Below are 22,554 nucleotides of genomic sequence, written 5' to 3'. Positions count from 1 at the left end.
TCAGGCCGGCCGGACCCAGACCGTCACGTCGGTGGGCACGGCACCGTCGGTGTCGAGCGGGGCGCTGGCGTGCACCAGTTCGGTGCCGGCCGGCAGCGGCACGGCGGCGTCGCCGAAGTTGGTCAGCACGGTCAGCCCGCCGTTGCGGAAGGAGAGCACCTCGTCGCCGCTGGCGAGCCACTCCAGCGGGCCCGCGCCGAGGTCGTGCTCGCGGCGCAGCCGCAGCGCCGTCCGGTACAGCTCGTACGTCGAGCCGGGCACGCCCCGCTGCCGGTCCAGCGAGTGCTCCGCCCAGACCGGCGGCTGCGGCAGCCAGCTCGCGTCGGTCGGGCCGAAGCCGTACGACGGGGCGTCGGCCTCCCACGGGATCGGCACCCGGCAGCCGTCCCGGCCCCGCTCGGTGTACGCGCTGCGTACCCAGGTCGGGTCCTGCCGCGCCTCGTCGGGCATCGTGGTGTGCTCCGGCAGGCCCAGTTCCTCGCCCTGGTAGAGGTAGGCCGAGCCGGGCAGGGCGAGCATCAGCAGGGTGGCCGCCCGGGCCCGGCGCAGGCCGAGCGCGGCGTCCGGCTGCGGGTCGCCGATGCCGATGCCGTTGGGCCGCTTGCCGCCGACGGGCAACCCGAGCCGGGAGGCGTGCCGGACCACGTCGTGGTTGGACAGCACCCAGGTGGTCGGGGCGCCGACCGCGTCGGTGGCCTCCAGCGAGCGGGTGATCACCGCGTACTGGGCGGGTGCGGTCCACGAGGCGAGCAGGTACTCGAAGTTGAACGCCTGGTGCATCTCGTCGGGGCGCACGTACCGGGCCAGCCGTTCGGCCGGCTCGACCCACGCCTCGGCGACCAGGATCCGCTCGCCCGGGTAGCCGTCCAGCAGCCGGCGCCACTCCCGGTAGATGTCGTGCACGCCGTCCTGGTCCCACATCGGCGGGCGCGGCTTGTCGACCTCCCGCCCGGAGAGGATCTCCTGCGGCTCCTGCCAGTCGGCCAGGTCGGCCTGCTTGATCAGGCCGTGCGCCACGTCGACCCGGAAGCCGTCCACGCCCCGGTCCAGCCAGAACCGCAGCACGTCCAGGAACTCCGCCCGCACCTCGGGGTTGTCCCAGTTGAGGTCGGGCTGCCCGGTGTCGAACAGGTGCAGGTACCACTGGCCGGGTCGGCCGTCGGGGTCGGTGACCCGGGTCCAGGCCGGCCCGCCGAAGACGCTCTGCCAGTCGTTCGGCGGCCGGTCGCCGTCCGGTCCCAGGCCGTCCCGGAACACGTAGCGGTCGCGCTCGGGGCTGCCCGGGGCGGCGGCGAGCGCCGCGGTGAACCAGCGGTGCGCCGACGACGTGTGGTTGGGCACCAGGTCGACGATCACCCGCAGCCCGCGCGAGTGCGCCTCGGCGATCAGCCGGTCCGCGTCGGCGAGGCCGCCGAAGAGCGGGTCGACGTCGCGGTAGTCGGCCACGTCGTAGCCGGCGTCGGCCTGCGGCGACGGATAGAACGGCGACAGCCAGACCGCGTCGACGCCCAGCTCGACGAGGTGGTCGAGGCGGGCGGTGATGCCGGGCAGGTCACCGATCCCGTCGCCGTCGGAGTCGGCGAAGGAGCGCGGATAGACCTGGTAGATGACGGCCCGCGTCCACCAACCGGTGGCGGCGCCGGCAGGCGTGTCCTGGTGTGTCGGGTTGCTGTTCAGGGCCTTCTCCCGTGTGTCGAGCCGTACGGTCGGGTGCGTGGTGCCGGGGGATCGGCGGTCCCCGTCAGTGTGCCCGGGGCGGCGCGGTCGATTCCCGCACGATCAGTCGAGTGGGCAGGATCACGGGCCGCTCCGGCGGGTCGCCGGCTGCCCGGCGGCCCGGGGCGGGGTCCGCGCCCGCGTCGGGGCCGGGCGGCTCCCGCCGCCGGCCGACGAGCGGGTCGAGCAACATCCGGGCGGCCAGCCGGCCCTGCTCCGTCGCGGGCTGGGCGATCGTGCTCAGCCCGACGACGCGGGCCAGGTCGTGGTCGTCGACGCCGATGACGCTGACGTCCTGCGGCACCCGCAGGCCGGCGTCCCGCAGCGCCGTCATCGCCCCCATCGCCATCTCGTCGCAGGCCGCGAAGATCGCCGTCGGCGGGTCGCCGCGGCGGAGCAGCTCCTCGGTGGCGCGCGTGCCGCCGTCGATGGTGAACTGCGACTCCACGTCCAGGCCCGGGTCCGGGGCGAGGCCGGCGTCGCGCAGCGCCTCCCGGTAGCCCCGCCGCCGGTCGAGGTGGGTGGTGAAGGCCAGCTCGTCCTTCGGGTCGCCGGAGATGTGCGCGATCCGGCGGTGGCCCAGGTCGAGCAGGTACCGGGTGGCGGTCCGCGCGGCGTCCACGTCGTCGATGCGTACGCAGGGCCAGCCCGGCACGACCGAGCCGGAGCTGACGGTCACCCCGGGCAGCGCCAGCTTCGTCAGGGCGGTCAGGTCGGCGGGTCGCAGCGGCGTGGCGACCAGCATGATCGCGTCCACCCGCTTGTGCAGGTTGGCGGCGCTCAGCACCCGCTGGCGGGTCTGCTCCCGCCCGCCGAGGTTGTGCAGCAGCAGGTCGTAGCCCGACTGGTGGAGGAACTCCTCGACGGCCTCCACGACGGTGGCGAAGAACCACCGGGTGATCCGCGGGACCACGACCGCGATCGTGCCGGTGCGCCCGCCGGCCAGCCGCGAGGCGCTCGGCGAGACGGCGTACTCCAGCTGCTCGGCCGCTGCGAGCACGCGCCGCCGGGTCGCGGCCGAGACCGCCGGGAGCCCGCGCAGCGCCCTGGAGACGGTGGCCGTGGAGACCCCGGCCAGACGTGCGACATCATCGATCTTCGTCACGGTACCCCCGCTTCGCGCCGGCTCCGCCGCCGCCGGTGTCCCGGCGGCGGCGGAGAGGCGTCAGCCCTTGACGCTGCCGGCGAGCAGGCCCCGCACGAAGTAGCGCTGAAGAGACAGGAAGACGATCAGCGGTACGACGATCGAGACGAACGCGCCGGCGGTGAGCCGCTGCCACTCGTTGCCCCGGGTGCCGGCCATCTCGGCCAGCCGGACGGTGAGCGGAGCGGTCTCGTCGCCGCCACCGGCGAAGATCAGCGCCACCAGCAGGTCGTTCCAGACCCAGAGGAACTGGAAGATGCCGAACGCGGCCAGCGCCGGGGTGATCAGCGGCAGGACGATGGTGCGGAAGATCTTCGGGTGGGTGGCCCCGTCGACCCGGGCGGCCTCCATCAGGTCTCCCGGGAGCTGCGAGATGAAGTTGTGCAGCAGGAAGACCGCGAACGGCAGCGCGAAGCAGGTGTGCGCGAACCACACCTGAGCGAACTTCTGTTCGTCGACCAGGTCCCAGGCGGGCAGCACGGTGACCCCGGCGACGGTGACCCCGGTGGAGAAGAACTTCAGCAGCGGCACCAGCGCCATCTGCAACGGCACGATCTGCAGCGCGAAGATCGCGATGTACACCCAGTCCCGCCCCCGGAAGTTGATCCAGGCCAGCGCGTACGCGGCCAGGGCCGCGAAGGCGAGCGGGAAGAGCACCGACGGGATGGTGATCGCCAGCGAGTTGATGAAGTAGCTGGCGAGCTGCCCGGACGACGAGGAGCGCCCGAACAGCACCTCCTGGTAGTTCTCGAAGGTGAACTGCGGGTCGGTGAAGAAGGTCCACCACCCGCTGGTCTTGATCTGGTCCTCCGGCCGGAACGACGAGATGAACAGGCCGAAGGTCGGGATGGTCCAGAGCACCGCGATGACGATCGACACGAGGGTGGCGGTGCGGCTGTTCAGCCGCTTGCGCACCCGCGCGGCGGCGGTGGACGTGCGGCCGTCGGTCTTCTGGGTGCCGGCGGCGACGGTGGGCGTTGCGGTGGTCATCTCAGCCCTTCCGCTGCTGTCGGAGGTTGCGGATCTGGTAGATCACGATCGGCACCACCAGGACGAACAGGAAGACCGCCAGCGCCGAGCCCTGCCCGTTCTGGCCGTACCGGAACGCCTGGTTGTACATCTCGTTGGCGATGACGCTGGTGTCGTAGTTGCCGTTGGTGGCCGTCCGGACGATGTCGAAGACCTTGAGGGTGGCGATCGACAGTGTCACCACGACCACGATCAGCGCCGGCCGGATGCTCGGCATGGTGATCTGCCAGAACATCTGCCACGGGGTGACCCCGTCGAGGCGGGCCGCCTCCACGATGTCGGCGGGGATGGCCTTGATGGCGGCGGAGAGCACCACCATGGCGAACCCGGCCTGGATCCACACCATGATCACGATCAGCAGCAGCGTGTTCAGCGGTGACTCCAGCAGCCACTGCTTCGGTTCGCCGCCGAGGCTCACCACGATCTGGTTGAGCAGACCGATCTGCTCCTGCCCGTCGCCGCGGTAGGCGTACACGAACTTCCAGATGATGCTGGCGCCGACGAAGGAGATCGCCATCGGCAGGAAGATCAGTGACTTGGCGACCGCCTCGAACCGGGCCTTGTCCACCATGACCGCGTAGATCAGGCCGAACGCGGTGGCGACCAGCGGGACCAGGAGCACCCAGATCAGGGTGTTCAGCAGCACCCGGACGATCGAGTCCTCCGAGAACATCCAGCCGTAGTTGCGTAGCCCCACCCAGTCGTTGCTGCCCGCGTCCATGAAGGAGAGCATCGTGGTGCGGATGGCCGGGACCACCAGCCCGACGGTCAGCAGCAGCAGCGTCGGCAGCAGGAAGAAGAGCGCGAACACGCCCTCCCGCGGCTTGCGGCGGCGGGGGAGCGGGGCGCCGCTCGCGGAGACGGCGACGAGCTGCGCCTCCCGGCGGCGGGCGAACCAGGCCGGCACCACGTCGAGGAGCAGGAGCAGGCCACCCACCACCAGGACGAAGGCGAACAGCCCCCACCCCAGCATGATGAACTTGTCCTTCTCCTCGATGAAGTCGAACTCCATCGACCCTCCTTATAAGGGTTCGGTCACGGAGCGGTGGGCCGGCCCGCGCCTGCGGACCGGCCCACCGTTCAGATCACTTCCAGCTGCTCTCGATGCCGTTCAGCACCGTCGCGGTGTCCTTGCCGTTGATCCAGTCGACCATGCCCTTCCAGAACGTCCCCGCGCCGACCGTGGCCGGCATCAGGTCGGAGCCGTCGAAGCGGAAGACCGAGCTCTTGTCCTGGAGGATCTGGACGGAGAGCTTGTCGATCGGGTTGGCGACGTTGGCCAGGTCGAGCTTGTTGTTCGCCGACACCCAGTCACCGATCTTGGCGCGGCTGTTGGCGTACTCGCCGGAGGCGAGGTAGGTCTGCACCGCCTGGACCTCGGGGCGGTCGGTGAAGGCCGAGACGAACTCGCCGCCGCCCAGCACCGGCTTGCCCTTGGCGGGGTCGATCGCCGGGAAGTAGAAGGCGAAGACGTCGCCGTCCTCGGCCACCTTGGTGCCCTTCGGCCACTGGTTCGCGTAGAAGGACGCCTGCCGGTGCAGCGCGCACTTGCCGGTGGTGATCGGGAGGCCGGCCTCGCCGAAGGCGGTGGTGGCGATGCTCTTCACGCCGCCGTACCCGCCGTTCATGTACTTCTCGTTCTTGAGGATGGTGCCGGCCTTGTCGACGGCCTCGGCGACCTTCGGGTCGTTGAACGGGATGCCGTGGGTGGTCCACTGGTCGTAGACCTCGGGGGTCTGCGTCCGCAGCATCACGTCCTCGATCCAGTCCGTGGCCGGCCAGCCGGTGGCGTCACCGGACTCGATGCCGGCGCACCACGGCTTGGTGCCGGTCGCCGCGATCTTGTCGCTCAGGGCGATCAGCTCGTCCCAGGTGCTCGGGACGGTCCAGCCCTTCTCCTTGAAGGTCTTCGGCGAGTACCACACGAACGACTTCACGTTCGAGCCGAGCGGGGCGCCGTAGAACTGGCCGTTGACGGTGCTGTACTTCAGCCAGTCGGCCGGGTAGTTCTCCTCCGCCATCTTCTTGGTGTCGGCGCCGACCGGCTTGAGCTTGCCGGAGTCGACGAAGCGCTTGAGCAGACCCGGCTGCGGGATGAACGCGAGGTCGGGCGCGTTGCCGCCGTCGACCCGGACGCCGAGCTGCGCCTCGAACTCGGCGCTGCCCTCGTGGTCGATCTCGATGCCGGTGCAGTCCTCGAACTGCTTCCAGGACTCCGCCAGGCGGTCGGCCTCGATGTCCCGGATCGACGAGTAGATCGTGACCTTCTTGCCCTTGTTGTCGCCGTACTTCTCGTATGCGGCGCACTCCGCGGAACCCGCGGCGTCACTCTTCTTGTCGCTGCCGGTGCCGCAGGCGGTGACGCTCAGCGCCAGCCCCAGTACGCCGGCGATCGCGAGAGCCGGGCGTGATCTGGCAAACGCCATGCCGTTCTCCTTCCTTGCCGGCGCGTGGGGGAATCGAACGCGCGCCGGTCCGATTGGGCATCAACACATGTAAGCGCTTGCATCCGACCCGGTCCACCCCAGACCGGACACGAGCGAGTAACAATCCGGAAACCCGGTCGTTGCCGTGTGGGCGCGCTCCCACGACACGCGTCGGCATCTTTTCAGGAGTGGCGATTTCTGTCAGGCTGGAGGTAGGTATAGAAGAATTTCAACATTGGAGGTTCTGGATGCGTAAGCGATGGCTCAGCCTGCTCGCGACCGGCCTGCTGGCCGTGGGCGCGCTGCTCCCGGCGGCCCCGGCGATGGCCGCGCCGACGTTCAAGGTGCCGTTCCCCTGCGGGCAGTCCTGGTCCGGCCAGACGCGGACCGGACACAGCCCGGCGTACGCGATCGACTTCAACCGCACCGACGACCTCGGCGACCCGGTGGTGGCCAGCGCGCCGGGCACCGTCGACCGGGTCACGGACCTCGGCGGGACCAGCTACGGCAAGTACGTCCGGATCAACCACGGCAGCGGCTACACCACCTACTACGCCCACCTCAACGGCTTCAACGTCTCCGTCGGACAGACCGTCGGCTACGGCAAGGTGATCGGCTGGGTCGGCAGCACCGGCGGCTCCACCGGCCCGCACCTGCACTACGAGCAGCGGCTCGACGGCAACGACATCCAGGTCCGCTTCAACGGCGCGCTCGCCCTCTACTGGGGGACGAAGACCTACACCAGCGACAACGGCTGCGGCAGCACCACCGGCTCCGGCACGGTCAACACCAGCGGGACCCCGCTGACCGTCCGCTCCGGCCCCGGCACCGGCTACGAGGCGGTGGGCACCGTCGCCGACGGCACCCGGGTGACCATCTACTGCCAGACCAGCGGCACCACCGTCACCGGCACCTACGGCACCAGTTCGATCTGGGACCGGATCGGTAGCGGACGTTACATCGCCGACGCGTACGTCTACACCGGCCACGACGGCTACATCCCCAACGTGCCCCGCTGCTGAGCGCGGGACGGGGCCCCGGGACCGCCCGGGGCCCCGTCATCCGGCACGCGCCGGGAGCGGCCACCCGCGGACAACACGGCGCCGGGGTCGTCGGGTCCGGACGCTCCCGTCGGGAGGACGGAGTTCCGGTCACGACGACCCCGGCGGGTCCCGGTCGGCGGCGGACGGCCGCCACGTCAACTGAAGATGCTCACACCACCCGGCCCGACCAGCAGGCCCACCACGATGAGGACGATGCCCCACAGGATCTGCCGGCGGAACAGCGCGAGGATGCCGGCGACCACGAGTACGACTGCGAGAATCCAGAGAATCAGCTCCATGGTTGCTGGATACCCGAGCCGCCGACGCGGGAAACCTGCGGTTGATCGAGGTGGTCGCCCAGGTGGAAGACGCTGTAGGCCTGCTTGATCACGGGGTGGGCGACGTTGCGGACGCGTACCCCGCCGGGCGTGGTGCCCCGCTCGCTCCCGGCGTGCGCGTGCCCGTGCAACGCCAGCGCGGTCGGCGCCGAGTCGATCGCCTGACCGAGCTGGTACGACCCCAGGAACGGGTAGATCTCCAGCGGCTCGCCGGCGAGCGTGTCCGGCACCGGCGAGTAGTGGGTGAGCGCCACCAGCACGTCGCAGTCCAGCCCCCGCAGTGCCGCGGCCAGCGCGTCCGCGCTGTCGGTGGTGGTCCGGACGAACGCCTTCATCTCCGGCTCGCCGAAGTCGCTGGCGCAGCGCCCGGCGAACCCGCCGCCGAATCCCTTCACCCCGGCGACGCCCAGCCGGCCGCCGGCGCACTCCAGCACGATGCCGTCGCCCTCCAGGACCCTGATCCCGGCGCTCTCCAGCACCTTGACCACCTGCGGCACCTGGTCGCACTGGTGGTCGTGGTTGCCGAGGACGGTCACCACCGGCACGCCCAGCCCGCCGAACTCGGTGGCCACGCACCGGGCCTCCGACTCCGTCCCGTGCCGGGTCAGGTCACCGGCGAGCAGCAGTACGTCGGCGTGCTCGGGCAGCTCCTCCAGCGCCGGCCGGAACCGGCCGACCACGTCCTCGTCCAGATGCACGTCGCCCACGGCGGCGATCCGGATCACCATGGCACCTCCTCAGGGCAGTTGCTCGATCTCCGTGGGCGCCTGCGTGCGGATCACCCCGATGTCGCTGGTGATCGGCACGTCCGGGAAGCGCTCGGCCACCCGGCGCAGGATCTCCTCCCGCCGGTGCGGGCTCTCCACCTCGCCGTACAGCACGAGGCCGCGTTCCCGGCGGACCACGGTGATCCCCTGCTCGGCCACGTCCGGGTCCTCGGTGAGCAGTCGGTGCACCTCCGCCTCGACGTACTCGTCGGGCGGGCCGGTGGCGACGTCGCGGTGCTCGGTCACGGTGGTGTCCCCTCTCGCTGCGGGGTGCCGGAGTACGGCACCACGTCCAGCCGGTCCAGCAGCACCAGGAACGCCTCCGCGTACGGCGAGTGCTGCGTCTCCTTGCGTACCCGTTCCCAGTCGATCTGCTCCCGCAACGAACGGGCGAGTGGCAGGCCCCGGGCGAAGTCGCAGTAGTGCTGCGAGAAGCTGAGCAGCTTGTGCACCATCAACTGGGTGGCCGAGAGCACCGGCATGTGGATCGCGTCGACCGGCCGGACCATCGTGTCGGCGAACGTCTCCTCGGTCACCGGCGTCTCGATGGGCCGGTGGATGAGGTCGACCATCCGCCCGTCGTCGAAGACCTTGACCAGCCAGTCCTCGGGCGGGCGCTCGGCCGTGAAACCCGCCGCGACCAGGGCCTCCAAGGCGCGTTCCACGTCGACCTCCCGGATGAGGAAGTCGACGTCGTGCTCGCTGGAGTGGCCGCCGTGGGCGTACACGGCGAAGCTGCCGCCGAGCGCGAAGGGAATGTCTTCCTGCTTGAGCACGGCGGCGACCTTCTTCAGCGTGTGCACCAGGCTCTCGTCCCCGCGCTCGGCCATTGGCGTCTCCCGTCGATGGTGGTAGGCGGCTGATCCAACTCCGGTACCCGGCATCCCGGGGGGCCACACCTGGCAGGAGGCGCGGGTGGGGTCAACCGGGAGCAGACGGTACAAATCTCCGGCAACGCGAGCGCGAGTCGGATAGCCTGTGCAGGGTGTCCAGATCATCGGAGGCACGGCGCGGCAGGGCCCGATTGCGCGCCGTCGCCCTGATCGGCATCGACGGCTCGGGCAAGACCACCCAGGCGCACCGGCTCGCCGACGCGCTCACCGCGGCGGGGCACCCCGCCACCTATCACCGCAACGCGGGCGGGCGCCGCTGGCTCGGCCGCGTCGCGCACCGCCTCGGCCGGCCGGACGCCCAGCGTCTCGTCGGGCGCAACGGCATGCTCGCCGTGGAGTCCGTGCTGCGCTGGCTCGCCATCGCCGCCGCCCTGCTCGGCTGCCTGGCCACGGGCCGGATCGCGGTCATGGACCGCTACTCCGCCTGCCAGTACGCGAGCATCCGCGCCCACGGGGGCCAGCGCTGGGAGCGGCTCGCCCGGGTGGGCTACCGGGTCTTTCCGCGGCCGCAGGTGACCTTTCTGCTGACCGTCGATCCGGCCGAGGCGTACCGGCGGATCGAGCAGCGCGGCACCGACCACGAGAGCATGCGGTACCTGACCGCCGCGGACGCCGCGTACCGGGCGCTGCCGGAGCACCCGACCTTTGTGGTGGTCGACGCCGGGCGCCCGCCGGAGGAGGTGGCCCGGCAGATCAGGGGCCACCTCGCCGGCTGGCTCGACGCCGCCCACGGGGATGGCCCGCCCCGCGTGGTGGCCGCCCCCGCCGTCGTGGCCGCGCCGGCCGTCGAGCCGGTCGCGGCGGGCCGCCTGACCGCCTGACCCGCCGGGCGCGGCCGGCTGGCCGCGGGCGACCGGGCCGGTCAGGCGCGGCCGTAGACCGGGATGCTCGCACCGCTGGTCGGCGCCGACTCGTCGGAGGCGAGGAAGCGGACCACCGGCGCGATCTCGGCCGGCGTGACCCAGCGCGAGTGGTCGGCGGTGGGCTGGGCCGCGCGGTTCGCCGGGGTGTCGATGACGCTCGGCAGCACCGTGTTGCAGCGCACCCCGGCCGCCCGGTACTCCACGGCCACCGCGTTCGCGAAGGCGAGCACGGCCGCCTTGGCGGTCACGTAGCCGGCGGCGCCGGGGAAGGGGGCGACGGCCGCACGGGAGGACACGCAGACCACCGCGCCACCGCCGGCCGCGACCAGGCGCGGCAGCGCCGCCCGGGTCACCAGCCAGGTCGGTCGCAGGTTCACCGTCAGCATCCGGTCGAACTCGTCGACCGGGGTCTCGTGCACCAGCCCGCCGCCGGCGTAACCGCCGACGAGGTTGACCACCGCCCGCAGCGGCGCCGCGGGATCGTCGGCGGCCGCCGCGACCGCCCGCTCCGCGCCGGCCGGGTCGGTGAGGTCCGCGACCAGTCGGACCGGTCCGCCCGCCGCCGGCTCCGTCGCCGCCGGCCGCTCCCGCCCGGGTACGACCACCCGCCACCCCGCGTCGAGGAAGGCGGCCGTGACCGCCCCGCCCAGTCCGCCCGTTCCCCCGGTGACCAGCACACTGCGATCCGCCATGCGCCACACGCTAGTGCCGGCCCGGCTCCGGCGTCGCCCGCCGGGACGTCGTCAGGGAGGAGGCGTGGGGCGGCCCGGCCCGGGGCGTCGCCGGGGTGGCGGGACGTCGCGGAAGGCGGAAAGGTGGCATGGTCTTTCCGAGGACGGTGGCCGACGGCGGCCGACCGGCAGGGGCCGGGCCGCCCTCCCGGGGGAGGCGGCGGCGTCGGGGGAGTGGCACCCTGAGCAGATCCGGCGGTCCCGGCGGGCGGTGTTTCCCCCAACACGTGGAGTCATGGTTGACGCTCACGCCTCATGAAAGTAAGTTTCATCCGTGGCGAAGAGTCCGAAGATTTCTGCGAGTCACGAGCCGGGTGGACTGATCGTCCACATCAGCGGCCTGCTCCCGTCGTTGTCGCCGGCCGAGCAGCGGGTCGCCCGGCTGGTCGTCGCCGACCCGGCCGACGCCGCGCGTCGGACCATCACCGACCTCGCCACCGCCGCCGAGACATCCGAGGCGACCGTCATCCGGTTCTGCCGGTCGGTCGGCATGGACGGCTACCCGCAGCTGCGGATCCGGCTCGCCGCCGAGGCCGCCCGCCGGGTCGAGCCGCCGGACGCCCGGGTCGTCGGCGGTGACATCCCGCCCGGCGCCGACCTTGCCCAGATCATCGCCACCATCGCGTTCAACGACGCGCGCGCCGTCGAGGAGACGGCCGAGCAGCTCGACCCGGCGATCTGCGAGCAGGTCGTCGAGGCCATCGCGGGCGCGGGCCGGATCGACGTCTACGGCGCCGGCGCGAGCGGCTTCGTCGCCTCGGACTTCCAGCAGAAGCTGCACCGGATCGGCCGCACCGCCTTCTACTTCCCGGACGTGCACACCGCGCTGACGTCGGCCGCGCTGCTCGGCCGGGGCGACGTCGCGGTCGGCATCTCGCACACCGGCACCACCTCCGACGTGGTCGAGGTGCTGGAGCAGGCCCGGGCCCGGGGCGCCGCCACGGTGGCGCTGACCAACTTCCCCCGCTCGCCGATCACCGAGGTCGCCGACTTCGTGCTCACCACGGCGGCCCGCGAGACCACCTACCGCTCCGGCGCGATGGCGAGCCGGCTCGCCCAGCTCACCGTCGTCGACTGCCTCTTCGTCGGGGTGGCGGCGCGCAACCGGTCGCGGGCCCGCAAGGCCCTCGAGGCGACCGCCGAGGCGGTCCAGTCGCACCGGGTCGGCTCGGGACGGAGGCGGGCATGACGGCCGGCGCGGTGGAACCGCAGGACGTGACCACCCCGATGGCGGCCCGGCCGGTGATCCGGGTCGGCGCGCCGACGGAGCGGCGCAATCCGCACAGCGTCGACCTCGACCTGATGTCGACGCGGGACGTGCTCTCGGTGATCAACGAGGCGGACCGGCGGGTGCCCGGCGCGGTCGCGGACGTCCTGGACGAGATCGCCGCGACGGTGGACCTGGCGGTGGCCGCGCTGCGCGGCGGGCACCGGGTGCACTACTTCGGCGCCGGCACCTCCGGCCGGCTCGGCGTGATCGACGCCGCCGAGCTCGCCCCCACCTTCAACTCGCCCCGGCACTGGTTCTGCGCGCACATCGCGGGCGGGCCGGAGGCCATGTGGCGGGCGGTCGAGGACGCCGAGGACGACGACCGGGGCGGGGCGGCCGAGGCCGCCGACTGCGTACGCGCCGGCGACCTCGTGGTCGGACTCGCCGCGAGCGGGCGCACGCCGTACGTCCTGGGGGCGCTCGCCGCGTCCCGGGCCAAGGGCGCCTCGACCGTGCTGCTCTGTGCCAACCCGGAGGCGGAGGCCGCCCGGTCGGTGGACGTCTTCATCGGCGTGGACACCGGACCCGAGGTCGTCACCGGGTCGACCCGGATGAAGGCGGGCACCGCGCAGAAGCTGGTGCTCAACACCTTCTCCACGGCGGTCATGGTGCGGCTCGGTCGGGTCTACTCGAACCTGATGATCGACATGGTGGCCACCAACGCCAAGCTCCGCGGCCGGATGATCTCGATCCTGATGGAGGCCACCGGCTGCTCCGAGGAGATCTGCCGGCGGGCCCTCGGCGAGGCCGACGGCGACATGAAGACCGCGCTGGTCTCGCTCGTCTCCGGGGTCGAGGTGTCGGCCGCGCGGGCCGCCCTCGCCCGCTCCGCCGACCAGGTCCGCGGCGCCCTGGCCCTGCTGGCCTCCTGACTGCCGTCACCCTTCGGCCCACCCACGCCTCCATCCCGTCCCCACGTCACCCCTGACCTCACCGGGCCGCCCGTATCAAGCCCCGTTGCCCGAGTCACCCCGCACCTCGCCCGCCCCCACGTCACAGCGCCTTTTCGCCGTCGGGCCCACCCCGCGGCAGCGCCGCACCGCCTTCCGTTCGCCCCTCCCTGCGAGCTGCGTCACGTGCCGGGCATAGATCCGGGGCGCGGATTGTTCATCGGGGGGTGGGGTATTACCACGGGCGTGGATGAACCGACCGGTCCACGGGCGCGTATCTGGCAGTGACCAGGATCGCAGCGCTGCGGTGAGCCGGGTCGCTGTGCCACCGGGGTGGGCGATGTTGCCATGTATCGGGGAAACGGCGACGCGTCGACCCGCCGACCCTGCGTGGTGCCCATCGGAGCGCCGCCACACGGGGTGCTGACAGCAAACGTGGATCGTGCTCTCAGCGGATTATCAGGCATTCGTGACACTTTCGACTCACGACATGGAATCCCCGACGCGTCTCATCTGTTGTGTAGGTGTCAGCACCGGTGGGCACAGCGGAAGTTACGGGGGAGGGCTGATGGACGTGGGGATGGCAAGGAACCGGGCAACCGGCGCGAGCGAGGGGACCGTGGGCAACGTGGACAAGAACATCGGCATGCGAACCGACGAGGTTGCCGAGGAGCGCGACCTGGTCGGCGTCTACCTTCACGAGATCTCCCGGACGCCACTGCTGGACGCCGCCAAGGAGGTCGACCTCTCCAAGGCCATCGAGGCCGGCCTCTACGCCGAGCACCTGCTCGGCGAGGACCGCGTCCCCGCCGGTGTCGACCGGGAAGACCTGGAGCGGCTGGTCGCCGAGGGTGAGCGGGCCAAGGACCTGTTCATCCGGGCCAACCTGCGGCTGGTCGTGTCGATCGCCCGCCGCTACGTCCGCTCGGGCATGCCCATGCTGGACCTGATCCAGGAGGGCAACACCGGCCTGGTGCGGGCGGTCGAGAAGTTCGACTACGAGCGCGGCTACAAGTTCTCCACCTACGCGACCTGGTGGATCCGTCAGGCCATCAGCCGGGCGATCGCCCAGCAGGAGCGCACGGTGCGCCTGCCGGTGCACCTGGTCGAGGACGTCAACCGGATGCGCAACGTGGCCCGGCAGCTCACCCGCGAGCTGGGCAGCGACCCGGAGCCGGAGCAGATCGCGGCGGCCCTCGGGGTCACCGTCGAGCGGGTCAACGAGCTGGTCCGCTGGTCGCAGGACACGGTGTCGCTGGACACCCCGGTCGGCGACGACGGCGACACCAACCTCGGCGACCTGGTGGCCGACAGCGACGCCCCGTCGCCGGAGGAGATCGTCCTCACCGGCCTGGAGCGGCAGCGGATCGAGGGCCTGCTCAACCACCTCGACGACCGGTCGGCCGGCATCATGCGGGCCCGCTACGGGCTGGAGGACGGCCGTGAGCACTCCCTCACCGAGGTGGCCTCGCGGTTCTCGCTCTCCCGGGAGCGGATCCGGCAGCTGGAGATCCAGGCGCTCGGCCGGCTCCGCGAGCTGGCCCGCGCGGAGGGGCTGCAGGCAGCCTGAGCTGGTAGGAATGACGGCGAACGGCCGGCGTCCGATAGGGGGACGCCGGCCGTTCGCCGTCTGCGGGTGCGGTCAGCGCACCCGGCCGTAGCCCTGGATGGGCATCAGGTTCATGCCCCGCTTGAGCACGTTGCGCCCCGCGCTCGGCGCGTCGATCACCTGGCCGCCGCCGACGTAGAGCGCGACGTGCCCGAGCCCGCGGTAGAAGACCAGGTCACCGGGGCGCAGCTCGCCCTTGCTGATGTGGGCGACCGCGCCCCACTGCATGCGGGCGTTGTGCGGCAGCGACTTTCCGGCCGCCCGCCAGGCCGCCGAGGTCAGGCCCGAGCAGTCGTAGCCGTTCGGCCCGTCGGCCCCCCAGACGTACGGCTTGCCGAGCGCGCCGTAGGCGTACCGGACGGCGACGCCGGCCCGGCCGGAGACCGCGGGAGCGTCGTCCGCGCTGTCGGGCCGGGCGGCCGGCTTCTCGGTGGCCCGGCCGTACGCCTGGCGGCGCAGCTCGTAGAGCTCGGCCAGGTCGCGCTCGATCCGCTTCCTCGCGGCGGTCAACTCGCGGGCCTGGGCGGCCTGCCGACCGAGCGTGACGTCCAGCCGGGTCTTCTCGGCGAGCAGGCGGCGCTGGTCGTCGGCGAAGGTGGCGATGGTCTCCTGCCGCTGCCGGGTGAGCCGGTCGATCATGTGCAGCCGGTCCAGCAGGGTGTCGGAGCCCCCGGGACGCAGCAGCGCCTCGGTGGTGGACAGGTGGCTGCCGGTCTTGTACGCGGTCACCGCCAGCTCGCCGACGTCCGCCCGGCTCCGCTCGGCCTGCTGCTCCAGCGGCCCGATCCGGCCCTGCACCCGGGTCACGGCGGCCTGGTTCGCCTTCATCTCCTCGCGGAGCTTGTTGTACGCCTCGACGACGTGCTCCAGCTCGGTGGAGGCCTTCTCGATCCGCCGGGTCAGCTCGGCGGGGGAGGGTTCGGCCCGGGCCGGCACCGCGGGCGCGACCAGCGTGGCCGTCACCGCGGCGACCACCAGGGCGCGCAGCGTGTTCCTGAGGGACGACAAGAGCGGAAGGCTCCTCTCCCAGCATGCCGCCGCGGGCTGCTGAGGCCCCCGGCGACACCGGGCGGTGCAGTCCTGGTGGACGGCGGTCGACCGGCCGGCCCGGACAACGTAACCCGGGGCAGGAGTCGCCCGCAGTTGAAGCCGGGGCGAATGTTGGCAAAGTGGCGGGGTGTGTCGGTCGCGCCGGTGGGCGTACGTGCCGGCGATCGTGCACTGTCGCCGGACGATGGCGCTGATTGTTGTCGATCGGGTGGTACGAGGCTTTCGTCGTTCTGGGCTTATGCCGGCGCGGCCTGGGGCGCTATGACCGACAAGACGGACATGGAGGCCGCTACCCGGCGGCCCCGCCGCCGGCCGCCCGTCGCGGTGGGGTGAAAAGCGCCGTATCGGCTGGCACGTGCGCCACACAATGAACCGCAGAGCCGGGAATCCCGTCGACCGGCATTGATGCGATCCGTCGGCGGGAGCCGACCCCGGCACGCAGCCGCGGGAGGTAGCGCAGTGAATCCTCAAGGCGCCACGACACGACAGACGCGGTCACCGGGGGCGACCGGCGGCCGCAACACGTTGCTCTACGCCCGACCCGGGATCATCGTGACGGTCGACCGGTTCACCGTCGGACGCAACAGTTGGCGGGTGACGGAACTGACCCACCTGGAGACCAGCCGCGGGCCGCACGACCGCGTCGCCGTCCGGGCCGTGGTGGTCACGGGCGCGATGCTCGGCGGCGTCGGGCTCCTGCTCGGCTTCACCGGCGGGCTGCAACGGCTCACCGCCGGGGCGTACCTCATCCTGGGTGCCGTCTTCCTGCTGCCGGTGCTGGTCGCCGTGGTGGGGGACCGGTGGCGACCGCCGGCGTACGAGCTGTGGGGTCGGCGGCGCGGCGAGCACGTGCTGCTGTTCAGCAGCGACAACGAGCGGCAGTTCGGCCAGGTCACCCGGGCCCTGCGCCGGGCCCGGGAGATGAACCGGTACGGCGGCTGGGAGGATCCGATCGCCTCCGTGGACCCGTGGCGGCCCCGCCGGTAGCTCGGCTCAGCCGGCCACCGGCTCCGGGGTGCGCTCGGGCCGGCCGGCGGTCACCCAGTTGCTGACCCGGCGCTCGGCGTAGAACGACACGAACGGCACCGTGCCGGCCAGCATGACCAGGACCATCCGCTTCAGCGGCCAGCCGGCCCGGCGGGAGAGGTCGAAGGCGGCCACCAGGTAGAGCATGTAGAGGAAGCCGTGCGCCTGACCCACGGTCTCCACCAGGATCGGGTTGTCGAAGCCGTACTTCATCGGCATGCCGATGACGACCAGCAGGATCAGCGCCACGCCGACGATCCAGGCGATCACGCGGTACCGGGTCAGGGCTGCGCCCACCTTCGTCCGTCCTTCCGCGCCCGGCCTCAGCCGGGGTAGTCACTGGGCTTGGCGCCCGGGTTGTCGGTCAACCATTTCAGGTATCGGTTGTAGGCGGTGAGGTCCGCGTCCTCGCCGTCGACGGCCGCCGCGGGCACGCGGGCGACCCGCACGGGGCGGCGTACGACCGGACGCGCCGGGGCGTCGGCCGGCCGCGACCCGGCAGCGGCCGACGGCTCGTCGGCCGGGGCCTGCGGGCCGCGCAGCGTGTGCCGGACCTCACGCCACCACAGGAACGCCACGAAGCCGGCGAAGATCGGCCACTCGACCGCGTAGCCCCAGCTGATCGCGTTGCCGGCGGCGGCCCGGCTGACCTGCCACCAGCCCAGCCCCAGGAACCCGACGACCAGCACGACCATGGCCACGTGGCGTGCGATCCACGCCGGGGTCCAGAGCCGCTTCATGGCATCGAGAGTACCGGGGCGGCCTGCGGTCTCCGACGCGGTGTCGTAGTGCGGGGAATGGTTTGGTGCCACCCGGTGTGGGCATCCGTTTAGACGCCAGCCCAAAACGACCAGGGGGGCGATGATGACCGGATCGATACGGCAGGACGAGTTCGGGAGCCCGGAGCAGCGGATGCCCGCGTGGGACGGCGACCACGTCCACGACACGGCCTCCGGCGAGGCGGACGTCGACGGCGAGCTGCTCGGCGTCGACCCGGCCGAGCTGGGAGACGAGGACCTGATGCGCGAGATGCACAGCCTGCACCGCACCCGGCTGGACACCTTGCGGCACGCGGCCGACTCCGCGCTCGCCAACCACCTGCGGCGCACGGCCGAACTCGAAACCGAGTACCTCGCCCGGCACCCCGGGCGGGAAGTGGACCCCAGCCGCCTGCGGGAAGCGTGATGGCGCACGCCGAGCGCGGGATGTCCGCGCCCCCGGAGGTGGTGTTCAACACCGCTACCGACCCCGACCGGGCGTCGGCCTGGCTGCCCGACCCGCTGCGTGGCGACGGCAGCCCGGCGGAGGAGGTCAGCGTGGAGGAGCTGCGGGCCCGGTGGAGCGCCGCCGGGGACTGGCGCGCCGAGATCCGGGTGGACCCGGCCCTGGCGGGCGGCGCCCGGACGCGGCTCGACCTGACCGGCGGGCCGGACGCCGACCGGATGGCCGAGGAGGCGTTGGACAGCCTCGCCCGCGAGGTGGCCGACAACCTCCAGGCCGGCTGAGCCGGGCCGGCCGGCGTGAGGAACCGAGGGAGACCGGGGTGACCGACGTAAAGGAGAAGGTGGCGCGGTTACGCCGGGCGTACGCGCCGCACGAGCACCGGCCGCTCGGCGGCTATCTGGTGTCGATGGGTGCCTACGCCGCGGTGACCGGGGCGCTCGCGGGGCTGGTCAGGGCGACCGGCCAGCACGTGCCCGACCGTCCCGCCACGGCCGACGTGGTGCTGCTCGGCATCGCGACGCACAAGCTCAGCCGGCTGCTGGCCAAGGACGCGGTCACCAGCCCCCTGCGGGCGCCGTTCACCCGCTACGACCGGCCGATCGGCAGCGGCGAGGTGATGGAGCAGGTCCGAGACCAGGGCAGCGGCACCCGTCACGCGATAGGGGAGCTGCTGAGCTGCCCGTTCTGTCTCGCCGTCTGGGTCGCCACCGGGCTCACCGGCGGGCTCGTGCTCTCGCCCCGGCTGACCCGGCTGGTCGCGACCGCGCTGACCGCCGTGGCCGCCTCGGACTTCCTCCAGATGGCGTACGCGATGGCGCAGCGGGCCGCCGAGGGCCCCGGGCCCGACGACGACTGAGCACGCGAGGAGGCGGAGACGTCCCGAAGGGGGCCGGCGGTGTGCCGGCCCCCTTCGCGACGTCCCGCCCCAGCGGTCGGGTCTGATGGTGCCCCGGTCACGTCGGGGTCGTGCCGTGGTCCTCGCCGGCCCAGCCCCGGGACGCCTCCGGCTCCCGCTCGTCCTCGTCCGCGCCGGTGATGACCTCCCGGTCCACGGCGGTCCTGTCGTGCTCGCTGGCGAAGTCGGGTTCCGGCAGGGTGTCCGTGCCCTCGGGGGGCTGACCGAGCGCCGGCAGCTTCTTGTGCTGCTCCTCGTGGTGGGACATCTCGCTCTCCTCACTCCTCGTCGGCCGCCCGTGCCGGGAGGCTGCCGGCCCGCCGGTGACGCCACGAGCCGGCCGTACGGGCTGCCGGGGGTCGTCAGGTGACCGATCCGCCGAGCAGGTCGGCCGCCTCGTCGACCGCGTACTCGCCCTCGGGTAGCGCGGCGATCCGGGTGAGGAGCTGCGCGGGAAGCTCCGCGGAGACGGCGCGGCGGTAGATGTCCGCCTGGCTGATCCGTTCCTGGCCGCGGTAGAGGTCCTCGAGCAGGTTGTCGAGGCGCCGGATGTCCGGCTCCTCCGCCGCCTCGGTCACGGGCGCTTCGGTCACGGGTGCGTCGTCGGTCACGTCGGCTCAGCTACCCGCGACCGAATCGGTCAAACGTCACCACGCCGGCCGGCTCCCGGCGCGGCGGACCCGCCGAGCAGGCCCGTCGGGCGACCGGTGGCCGCCTCGGTCGCGGACGAGTCCCCGGCGGGACGCGGAGGGTGTGACGGCGGTCATGGTCGGGGCCGGAACACCGGCGGCGGGGGGCCGGTTGAGTGAGGTGTCGGTGTGTCCAGTGTCCCCGGGCCTCACCCATATTGCCCTCGCGGAGTTCCGTCCGGCTGGAGCCGCGTCGCGCCACTCGCCGAGAGGCGACCTGCACACCGACGCCAGCGCCGCCCCCGAGCCCACAAGGCCCGGGGGCGGCGCTGTCCTTTCCGTCCCCCGGCGTCGACCACGGGCTCGGCGGCGAGGTGGACCTCCTCGACCGCCGCCGACCCCATGATCGACGTCGGGTGGGTGGGTCAGGCGGGCGTGGGGGCGGGGGTGCGGCGGCGGGTGCGGACGGCGGCGGCCAGGTGGGTCAGGACCTCCTCCGTGGTCTCCCAGCCGATGCACGCGTCGGTGACCGACTGGCCGTAGGTCAGCTCGCGGGTCGGGTCGAGGTCCTGGCGGCCGGGAAGCAGGAAGCTCTCCAGCATGATCCCGACGATGCCGCGCTGCCCGGCGGCGAGCTGAGCGGCCACGTCGGCCGCCACCCTGGGCTGGTTGCGGTGGTCCTTGCCGCTGTTGGCGTGGCTCGCGTCGACGACCAGGCGCTCGGGCAGCCCGGCCGCCCGCAGCAGCTCCAGCGCGCCGGCGACCGACTCGGCGTCGTAGTTGGGCCGGCCGCCCCCGCCGCGCAGCACGAGGTGTCCGTCGGCGTTGCCCCGGGTGTGCAGGATCGCCGGGGTGCCGGAGACGTCGATGCCGGGGAAGACGTGCGGCACGCCGGCGGCGCGGATCGCGTCCACGGCCGTGCCGATGCTGCCGTCGGGGCGGTTCTTCATGCCGATCGGCATCGACAGGCCGGAGGCGAGCTGCCGGTGCACCTGGCTCTCCACCGTCCGCGCGCCGATCGCGCCCCACGCCACCGTGTCCGCGATGTACTGCGGGGTGATCGGGTCGAGGAACTCGCAGCCCACCGGCAGGCCGAGGCGCAGCACGTCGAGCAGGAGCGCCCGGGCCGTACGCAGGCCGGTGTTGACGTCACCGGAGCCGTCCAGCCCCGGGTCGTTGATCAGGCCCTTCCAGCCGACCGTCGAGCGCGGCTTCTCGAAGTAGACCCGCATCACCACCAGCAGGTCGTCGGAGACCCTTTCGGCGGCGACGCGCAGCCGGTGGGCGTAGTCGAGCGCGGCGGCCGGGTCGTGCACCGAGCACGGGCCGACCACCACCAGCAGGCGGTCGTCGGCGCGGTCCAGCACCCGGCCGACGGCGCGCCGACCGGCCAGCACGGCCGAGGCGAGCGTGTCGTCCAGGGGCAGCTCGTGGTGCAGCAGGGCCGGGGTGGTCAGCGGCACGACACGGTCGATCCGCTGATCGCTGACCCGATCGGTCTCCGGGGTCGTCACGGTGGGCATCCTTCCGCCGACCGTGCCCCGGGGCCGGTGCCCGGGTACGAGCCGGCTGCTCGTACGCAAAAGGGCAGGAACGAAAGCTCCTGCCCGGCCGGCTCGATGGCGGTGACGTCAGATCATGGTGAAGTCACCGGCGTGCGAGCCGGCTGCCTAAACCATCGATACGAACGCGTCACGCCGCCCAGCGTACCCGACGGCCCGGGAAGGTCCACCCGGTCGTCGGGAAACACTCGCCTCACGTTCGCCTCCATCGATGCCTCCGGCGGTAACTTCATCGACACCGACCGCTACTTTCCGGAGGTTCGATGGATCGTCGTACCGTCCTGCGCGCCACCGTCGCCAGCGGCGCCACCGCCCCGTTCCGTTCCTGAGTGCGGCCCGTTCCGCTTTGAGCGCGGCCCACCCCCCGCCGCGCCACGGTCGCGCCCGGCCGGCGTTGACCCCGCGACGGGGGGAGGTCACCGCGGATGGGCGCGATCATGTGGGCGTGCCTGTCCACCCGGCGGGGTATGTGGGCGGGCATGAGTGAGGAGCAGAACGACCAGGAACGGGTCGAGTCCCGCGCGCACCTGCTGCCCGAGGAGGCGGCCGTCGGCAGCGAGGACCCGCAGGCACAGGCCGAGGTCATCCTCGAGGAGTCGGACATCCGGGAGGAGGACCGCAACGCCGCGCCGGACACCGTGCTGGAGCGGCGTACCTCCGATCAGACGGTGACCCCCGTCGAGCCCCCCGACTGAGGCACGGCGCCGCGCGTCCGCTGGGAGGCCGGGTAGGTGTGCTCCCGCAGCCAGGCGACGGGGCCTGCCGCCCGCAGCCCCGGCGGCAGGTTGCCGACCGGGTCGAAGGCCAGCGCGGCGTCCTCCCCGGCGCCGAACTGCCCGCCGAGGGTGACCTGCCCGAACGGCCGCCACGGCCCGACCGCGGACGCGACCGCCAGCACCAGGCGCGGCGCTTCCGTCCGGGCCGCGGCGGCCACCTCGGCCAGGCTGCGGCCCAGATCGGGCGACTCCGGGTCGGCCAGCGCGGCCAGGAGGAGCCGGCGCCGGCCCGCCCGGAACGACATGATCGTGCTGTACGTCCCGGCGAAGCGCCGCCGCGGCAGCGGCAGGTGCCGCAGCACCGGTGCGGCCCCGCTGGAACTGACCAGCAGGTCGAACGGCTGCCCGGCGTCCCGGTGCAGCCGCACGGCCAGCCCCAGCACGTCCGGCCACCTGCCCGGCGTGGGCACCCCCTTGGAGAGGCGGACGGTCGCCCGGAAGCGACCCGGGTCGTCCAGCAGCGGTACCCCGGTCGGCGGTCCCGGCGTACCCCAGACGGTCACCTCGCCCGCGAAGGACCGGCCCGCCGGGTGCAGCAGGCGGCCCCGGCGGAGCCGGGTCAGGGCGGCGGTCGCGCGGTCGACCGCGACAGCGGCGCGGTCGGTCACGGTGGCGGCAGGCGGCATCCTCCCCCGGTACCCGGCCGCCGACGGTCGATGCCTCGCCCCGAGCG

The 22,554-nt window shown here is 72.7% G+C and carries 27 protein-coding genes; 10 read left to right on the top strand and 17 right to left on the bottom strand.

Going from position 1 to position 22,554, the window contains the following annotated elements:
* From ABT006_RS20775 to ABT006_RS20755, 5 genes are all read right to left on the bottom strand, one after another.
* Entirely contained in the window at positions 1-1,677 is a 1,677-nt protein-coding gene (locus tag ABT006_RS20775; protein WP_350708738.1) for a glycoside hydrolase family 13 protein, read from the bottom strand.
* A 64-nt stretch (positions 1,678-1,741) separates the two neighbouring features.
* The gene (locus ABT006_RS20770) at positions 1,742-2,821 is read right to left on the bottom strand and encodes a LacI family DNA-binding transcriptional regulator (protein ID WP_350708639.1); all 1,080 of its coding nucleotides are present in this window, start codon (positions 2,819-2,821) and stop codon (positions 1,742-1,744) included.
* A gap of 60 nt (positions 2,822-2,881) precedes the next feature.
* Complete coding sequence (locus ABT006_RS20765) at positions 2,882-3,850, bottom strand: carbohydrate ABC transporter permease (protein WP_350708637.1); 969 nt, start codon at positions 3,848-3,850, stop codon at positions 2,882-2,884.
* A gap of 1 nt (position 3,851) precedes the next feature.
* On the bottom strand, positions 3,852-4,901 hold the full coding sequence (locus ABT006_RS20760) for a carbohydrate ABC transporter permease (protein ID WP_350708635.1): 1,050 nt from the start codon (positions 4,899-4,901) through the stop codon (positions 3,852-3,854).
* Between the two features lie 73 nt (positions 4,902-4,974).
* The gene (locus ABT006_RS20755) at positions 4,975-6,315 is read right to left on the bottom strand and encodes an ABC transporter substrate-binding protein (protein WP_350708633.1); all 1,341 of its coding nucleotides are present in this window, start codon (positions 6,313-6,315) and stop codon (positions 4,975-4,977) included.
* Positions 6,316-6,563: 248 nt separating this feature from the next.
* Between ABT006_RS20755 and ABT006_RS20750 the strand changes: the two genes are divergently transcribed.
* Positions 6,564-7,337 (top strand): peptidoglycan DD-metalloendopeptidase family protein, encoded by a 774-nt coding sequence (locus ABT006_RS20750; protein ID WP_350708631.1) that lies wholly within the window; start codon positions 6,564-6,566, stop codon positions 7,335-7,337.
* Between the two features lie 176 nt (positions 7,338-7,513).
* Here the strand turns inward: ABT006_RS20750 and ABT006_RS20745 are convergent, their stop codons facing one another.
* From ABT006_RS20745 to ABT006_RS20730, 4 genes are read right to left on the bottom strand one after another with little or no spacing between them, the layout of a single operon-like run.
* Positions 7,514-7,657, bottom strand: coding sequence for a GPGG-motif small membrane protein (locus ABT006_RS20745; protein ID WP_018786997.1), 144 nt, complete (start codon positions 7,655-7,657; stop codon positions 7,514-7,516).
* The gene (locus tag ABT006_RS20740; RefSeq protein WP_350708629.1) at positions 7,648-8,424 is read right to left on the bottom strand and encodes a metallophosphoesterase family protein; all 777 of its coding nucleotides are present in this window, start codon (positions 8,422-8,424) and stop codon (positions 7,648-7,650) included. Before ABT006_RS20740 ends, ABT006_RS20745 begins: the two co-directional genes overlap by 10 nt.
* A 9-nt stretch (positions 8,425-8,433) precedes the next feature.
* Entirely contained in the window at positions 8,434-8,709 is a 276-nt protein-coding gene (locus tag ABT006_RS20735) for a hypothetical protein (RefSeq protein WP_350708627.1), read from the bottom strand.
* Complete coding sequence (locus ABT006_RS20730; protein WP_350708625.1) at positions 8,706-9,347, bottom strand: nucleotidyltransferase; 642 nt, start codon at positions 9,345-9,347, stop codon at positions 8,706-8,708. The genes ABT006_RS20735 and ABT006_RS20730 overlap by 4 nt, the downstream gene beginning before the upstream one ends.
* A 101-nt stretch (positions 9,348-9,448) precedes the next feature.
* Here ABT006_RS20730 and ABT006_RS20725 point away from each other — a divergent pair, with 101 nt between their 5' ends.
* A complete protein-coding gene (locus tag ABT006_RS20725) occupies positions 9,449-10,177 on the top strand; it encodes a dTMP kinase (RefSeq protein WP_350708623.1) in 729 nt (242 codons plus the stop codon).
* A 41-nt stretch (positions 10,178-10,218) separates the two neighbouring features.
* Here the strand turns inward: ABT006_RS20725 and ABT006_RS20720 are convergent, their stop codons facing one another.
* Positions 10,219-10,911: an SDR family NAD(P)-dependent oxidoreductase gene (locus ABT006_RS20720; protein ID WP_350708621.1), complete on the bottom strand. Its 693-nt coding sequence runs from the start codon at positions 10,909-10,911 to the stop codon at positions 10,219-10,221.
* A gap of 313 nt (positions 10,912-11,224) precedes the next feature.
* Between ABT006_RS20720 and ABT006_RS20715 the strand changes: the two genes are divergently transcribed.
* From ABT006_RS20715 to ABT006_RS20705, 3 genes are all read left to right on the top strand, one after another.
* A complete protein-coding gene (locus ABT006_RS20715; RefSeq protein ID WP_350708619.1) occupies positions 11,225-12,139 on the top strand; it encodes a MurR/RpiR family transcriptional regulator in 915 nt (304 codons plus the stop codon).
* Entirely contained in the window at positions 12,136-13,092 is a 957-nt protein-coding gene (gene murQ, locus ABT006_RS20710; RefSeq protein ID WP_350708617.1) for an N-acetylmuramic acid 6-phosphate etherase, read from the top strand. The genes ABT006_RS20715 and murQ overlap by 4 nt, the downstream gene beginning before the upstream one ends.
* Before the next feature lie 598 nt (positions 13,093-13,690).
* On the top strand, positions 13,691-14,680 hold the full coding sequence (locus tag ABT006_RS20705) for a sigma-70 family RNA polymerase sigma factor (protein WP_176737563.1): 990 nt from the start codon (positions 13,691-13,693) through the stop codon (positions 14,678-14,680).
* Between the two features lie 72 nt (positions 14,681-14,752).
* On the opposite strand, the gene ABT006_RS20700 is transcribed toward ABT006_RS20705, so the two are convergent.
* Complete coding sequence (locus ABT006_RS20700; RefSeq protein ID WP_350708615.1) at positions 14,753-15,727, bottom strand: C40 family peptidase; 975 nt, start codon at positions 15,725-15,727, stop codon at positions 14,753-14,755.
* Between the two features lie 501 nt (positions 15,728-16,228).
* Between ABT006_RS20700 and ABT006_RS20695 the strand changes: the two genes are divergently transcribed.
* Entirely contained in the window at positions 16,229-16,756 is a 528-nt protein-coding gene (locus tag ABT006_RS20695) for a DUF6232 family protein (RefSeq protein ID WP_350708613.1), read from the top strand.
* A 6-nt stretch (positions 16,757-16,762) separates the two neighbouring features.
* On the opposite strand, the gene ABT006_RS20690 is transcribed toward ABT006_RS20695, so the two are convergent.
* Positions 16,763-17,092: a DUF3817 domain-containing protein gene (locus tag ABT006_RS20690; protein ID WP_350708611.1), complete on the bottom strand. Its 330-nt coding sequence runs from the start codon at positions 17,090-17,092 to the stop codon at positions 16,763-16,765.
* Between the two features lie 26 nt (positions 17,093-17,118).
* Positions 17,119-17,535: a hypothetical protein gene (locus ABT006_RS20685; protein WP_350708609.1), complete on the bottom strand. Its 417-nt coding sequence runs from the start codon at positions 17,533-17,535 to the stop codon at positions 17,119-17,121.
* A 121-nt stretch (positions 17,536-17,656) separates the two neighbouring features.
* Between ABT006_RS20685 and ABT006_RS20680 the strand changes: the two genes are divergently transcribed.
* From ABT006_RS20680 to ABT006_RS20670, 3 genes are read left to right on the top strand one after another with little or no spacing between them, the layout of a single operon-like run.
* Positions 17,657-17,980, top strand: coding sequence for a DUF6158 family protein (locus ABT006_RS20680; protein ID WP_350708607.1), 324 nt, complete (start codon positions 17,657-17,659; stop codon positions 17,978-17,980).
* Positions 17,980-18,300, top strand: a complete 321-nt coding sequence (locus ABT006_RS20675; protein ID WP_350708605.1) for a hypothetical protein — start codon at positions 17,980-17,982, stop codon at positions 18,298-18,300. The genes ABT006_RS20680 and ABT006_RS20675 overlap by 1 nt, the downstream gene beginning before the upstream one ends.
* Positions 18,301-18,338: 38 nt before the next feature.
* Positions 18,339-18,875 (top strand): DUF1360 domain-containing protein, encoded by a 537-nt coding sequence (locus tag ABT006_RS20670; protein WP_350708603.1) that lies wholly within the window; start codon positions 18,339-18,341, stop codon positions 18,873-18,875.
* 97 nt (positions 18,876-18,972) lie between these two features.
* Here the strand turns inward: ABT006_RS20670 and ABT006_RS20665 are convergent, their stop codons facing one another.
* The 3 genes from ABT006_RS20665 to ABT006_RS20655 form a co-directional block, all read right to left on the bottom strand.
* Entirely contained in the window at positions 18,973-19,182 is a 210-nt protein-coding gene (locus ABT006_RS20665) for a hypothetical protein (RefSeq protein ID WP_350708601.1), read from the bottom strand.
* A 94-nt stretch (positions 19,183-19,276) separates the two neighbouring features.
* Positions 19,277-19,525: a hypothetical protein gene (locus ABT006_RS20660; RefSeq protein WP_350708599.1), complete on the bottom strand. Its 249-nt coding sequence runs from the start codon at positions 19,523-19,525 to the stop codon at positions 19,277-19,279.
* 443 nt (positions 19,526-19,968) lie between these two features.
* Positions 19,969-21,066, bottom strand: coding sequence for a 3-deoxy-7-phosphoheptulonate synthase (locus tag ABT006_RS20655; RefSeq protein WP_350708597.1), 1,098 nt, complete (start codon positions 21,064-21,066; stop codon positions 19,969-19,971).
* 518 nt (positions 21,067-21,584) lie between these two features.
* Here ABT006_RS20655 and ABT006_RS20650 point away from each other — a divergent pair.
* On the top strand, positions 21,585-21,800 hold the full coding sequence (locus tag ABT006_RS20650; protein WP_350708595.1) for a hypothetical protein: 216 nt from the start codon (positions 21,585-21,587) through the stop codon (positions 21,798-21,800).
* Here ABT006_RS20650 and ABT006_RS20645 read toward each other — a convergent pair.
* Positions 21,767-22,507, bottom strand: a complete 741-nt coding sequence (locus ABT006_RS20645) for a phosphodiesterase (RefSeq protein ID WP_350708593.1) — start codon at positions 22,505-22,507, stop codon at positions 21,767-21,769. The two genes, ABT006_RS20650 and ABT006_RS20645, sit on opposite strands and share 34 nt — an antisense overlap.
* Between the last annotated feature and the right edge of the window lie 47 nt (positions 22,508-22,554).

This window comes from Micromonospora sp. NPDC002717 (assembly GCF_040295705.1).
Classification (GTDB): Bacteria; Actinomycetota; Actinomycetes; order Mycobacteriales; family Micromonosporaceae; genus Micromonospora.
Note: the sequence above shows the minus strand (reverse complement) of the source record. Positions and strands in the feature narration are given on the sequence as shown.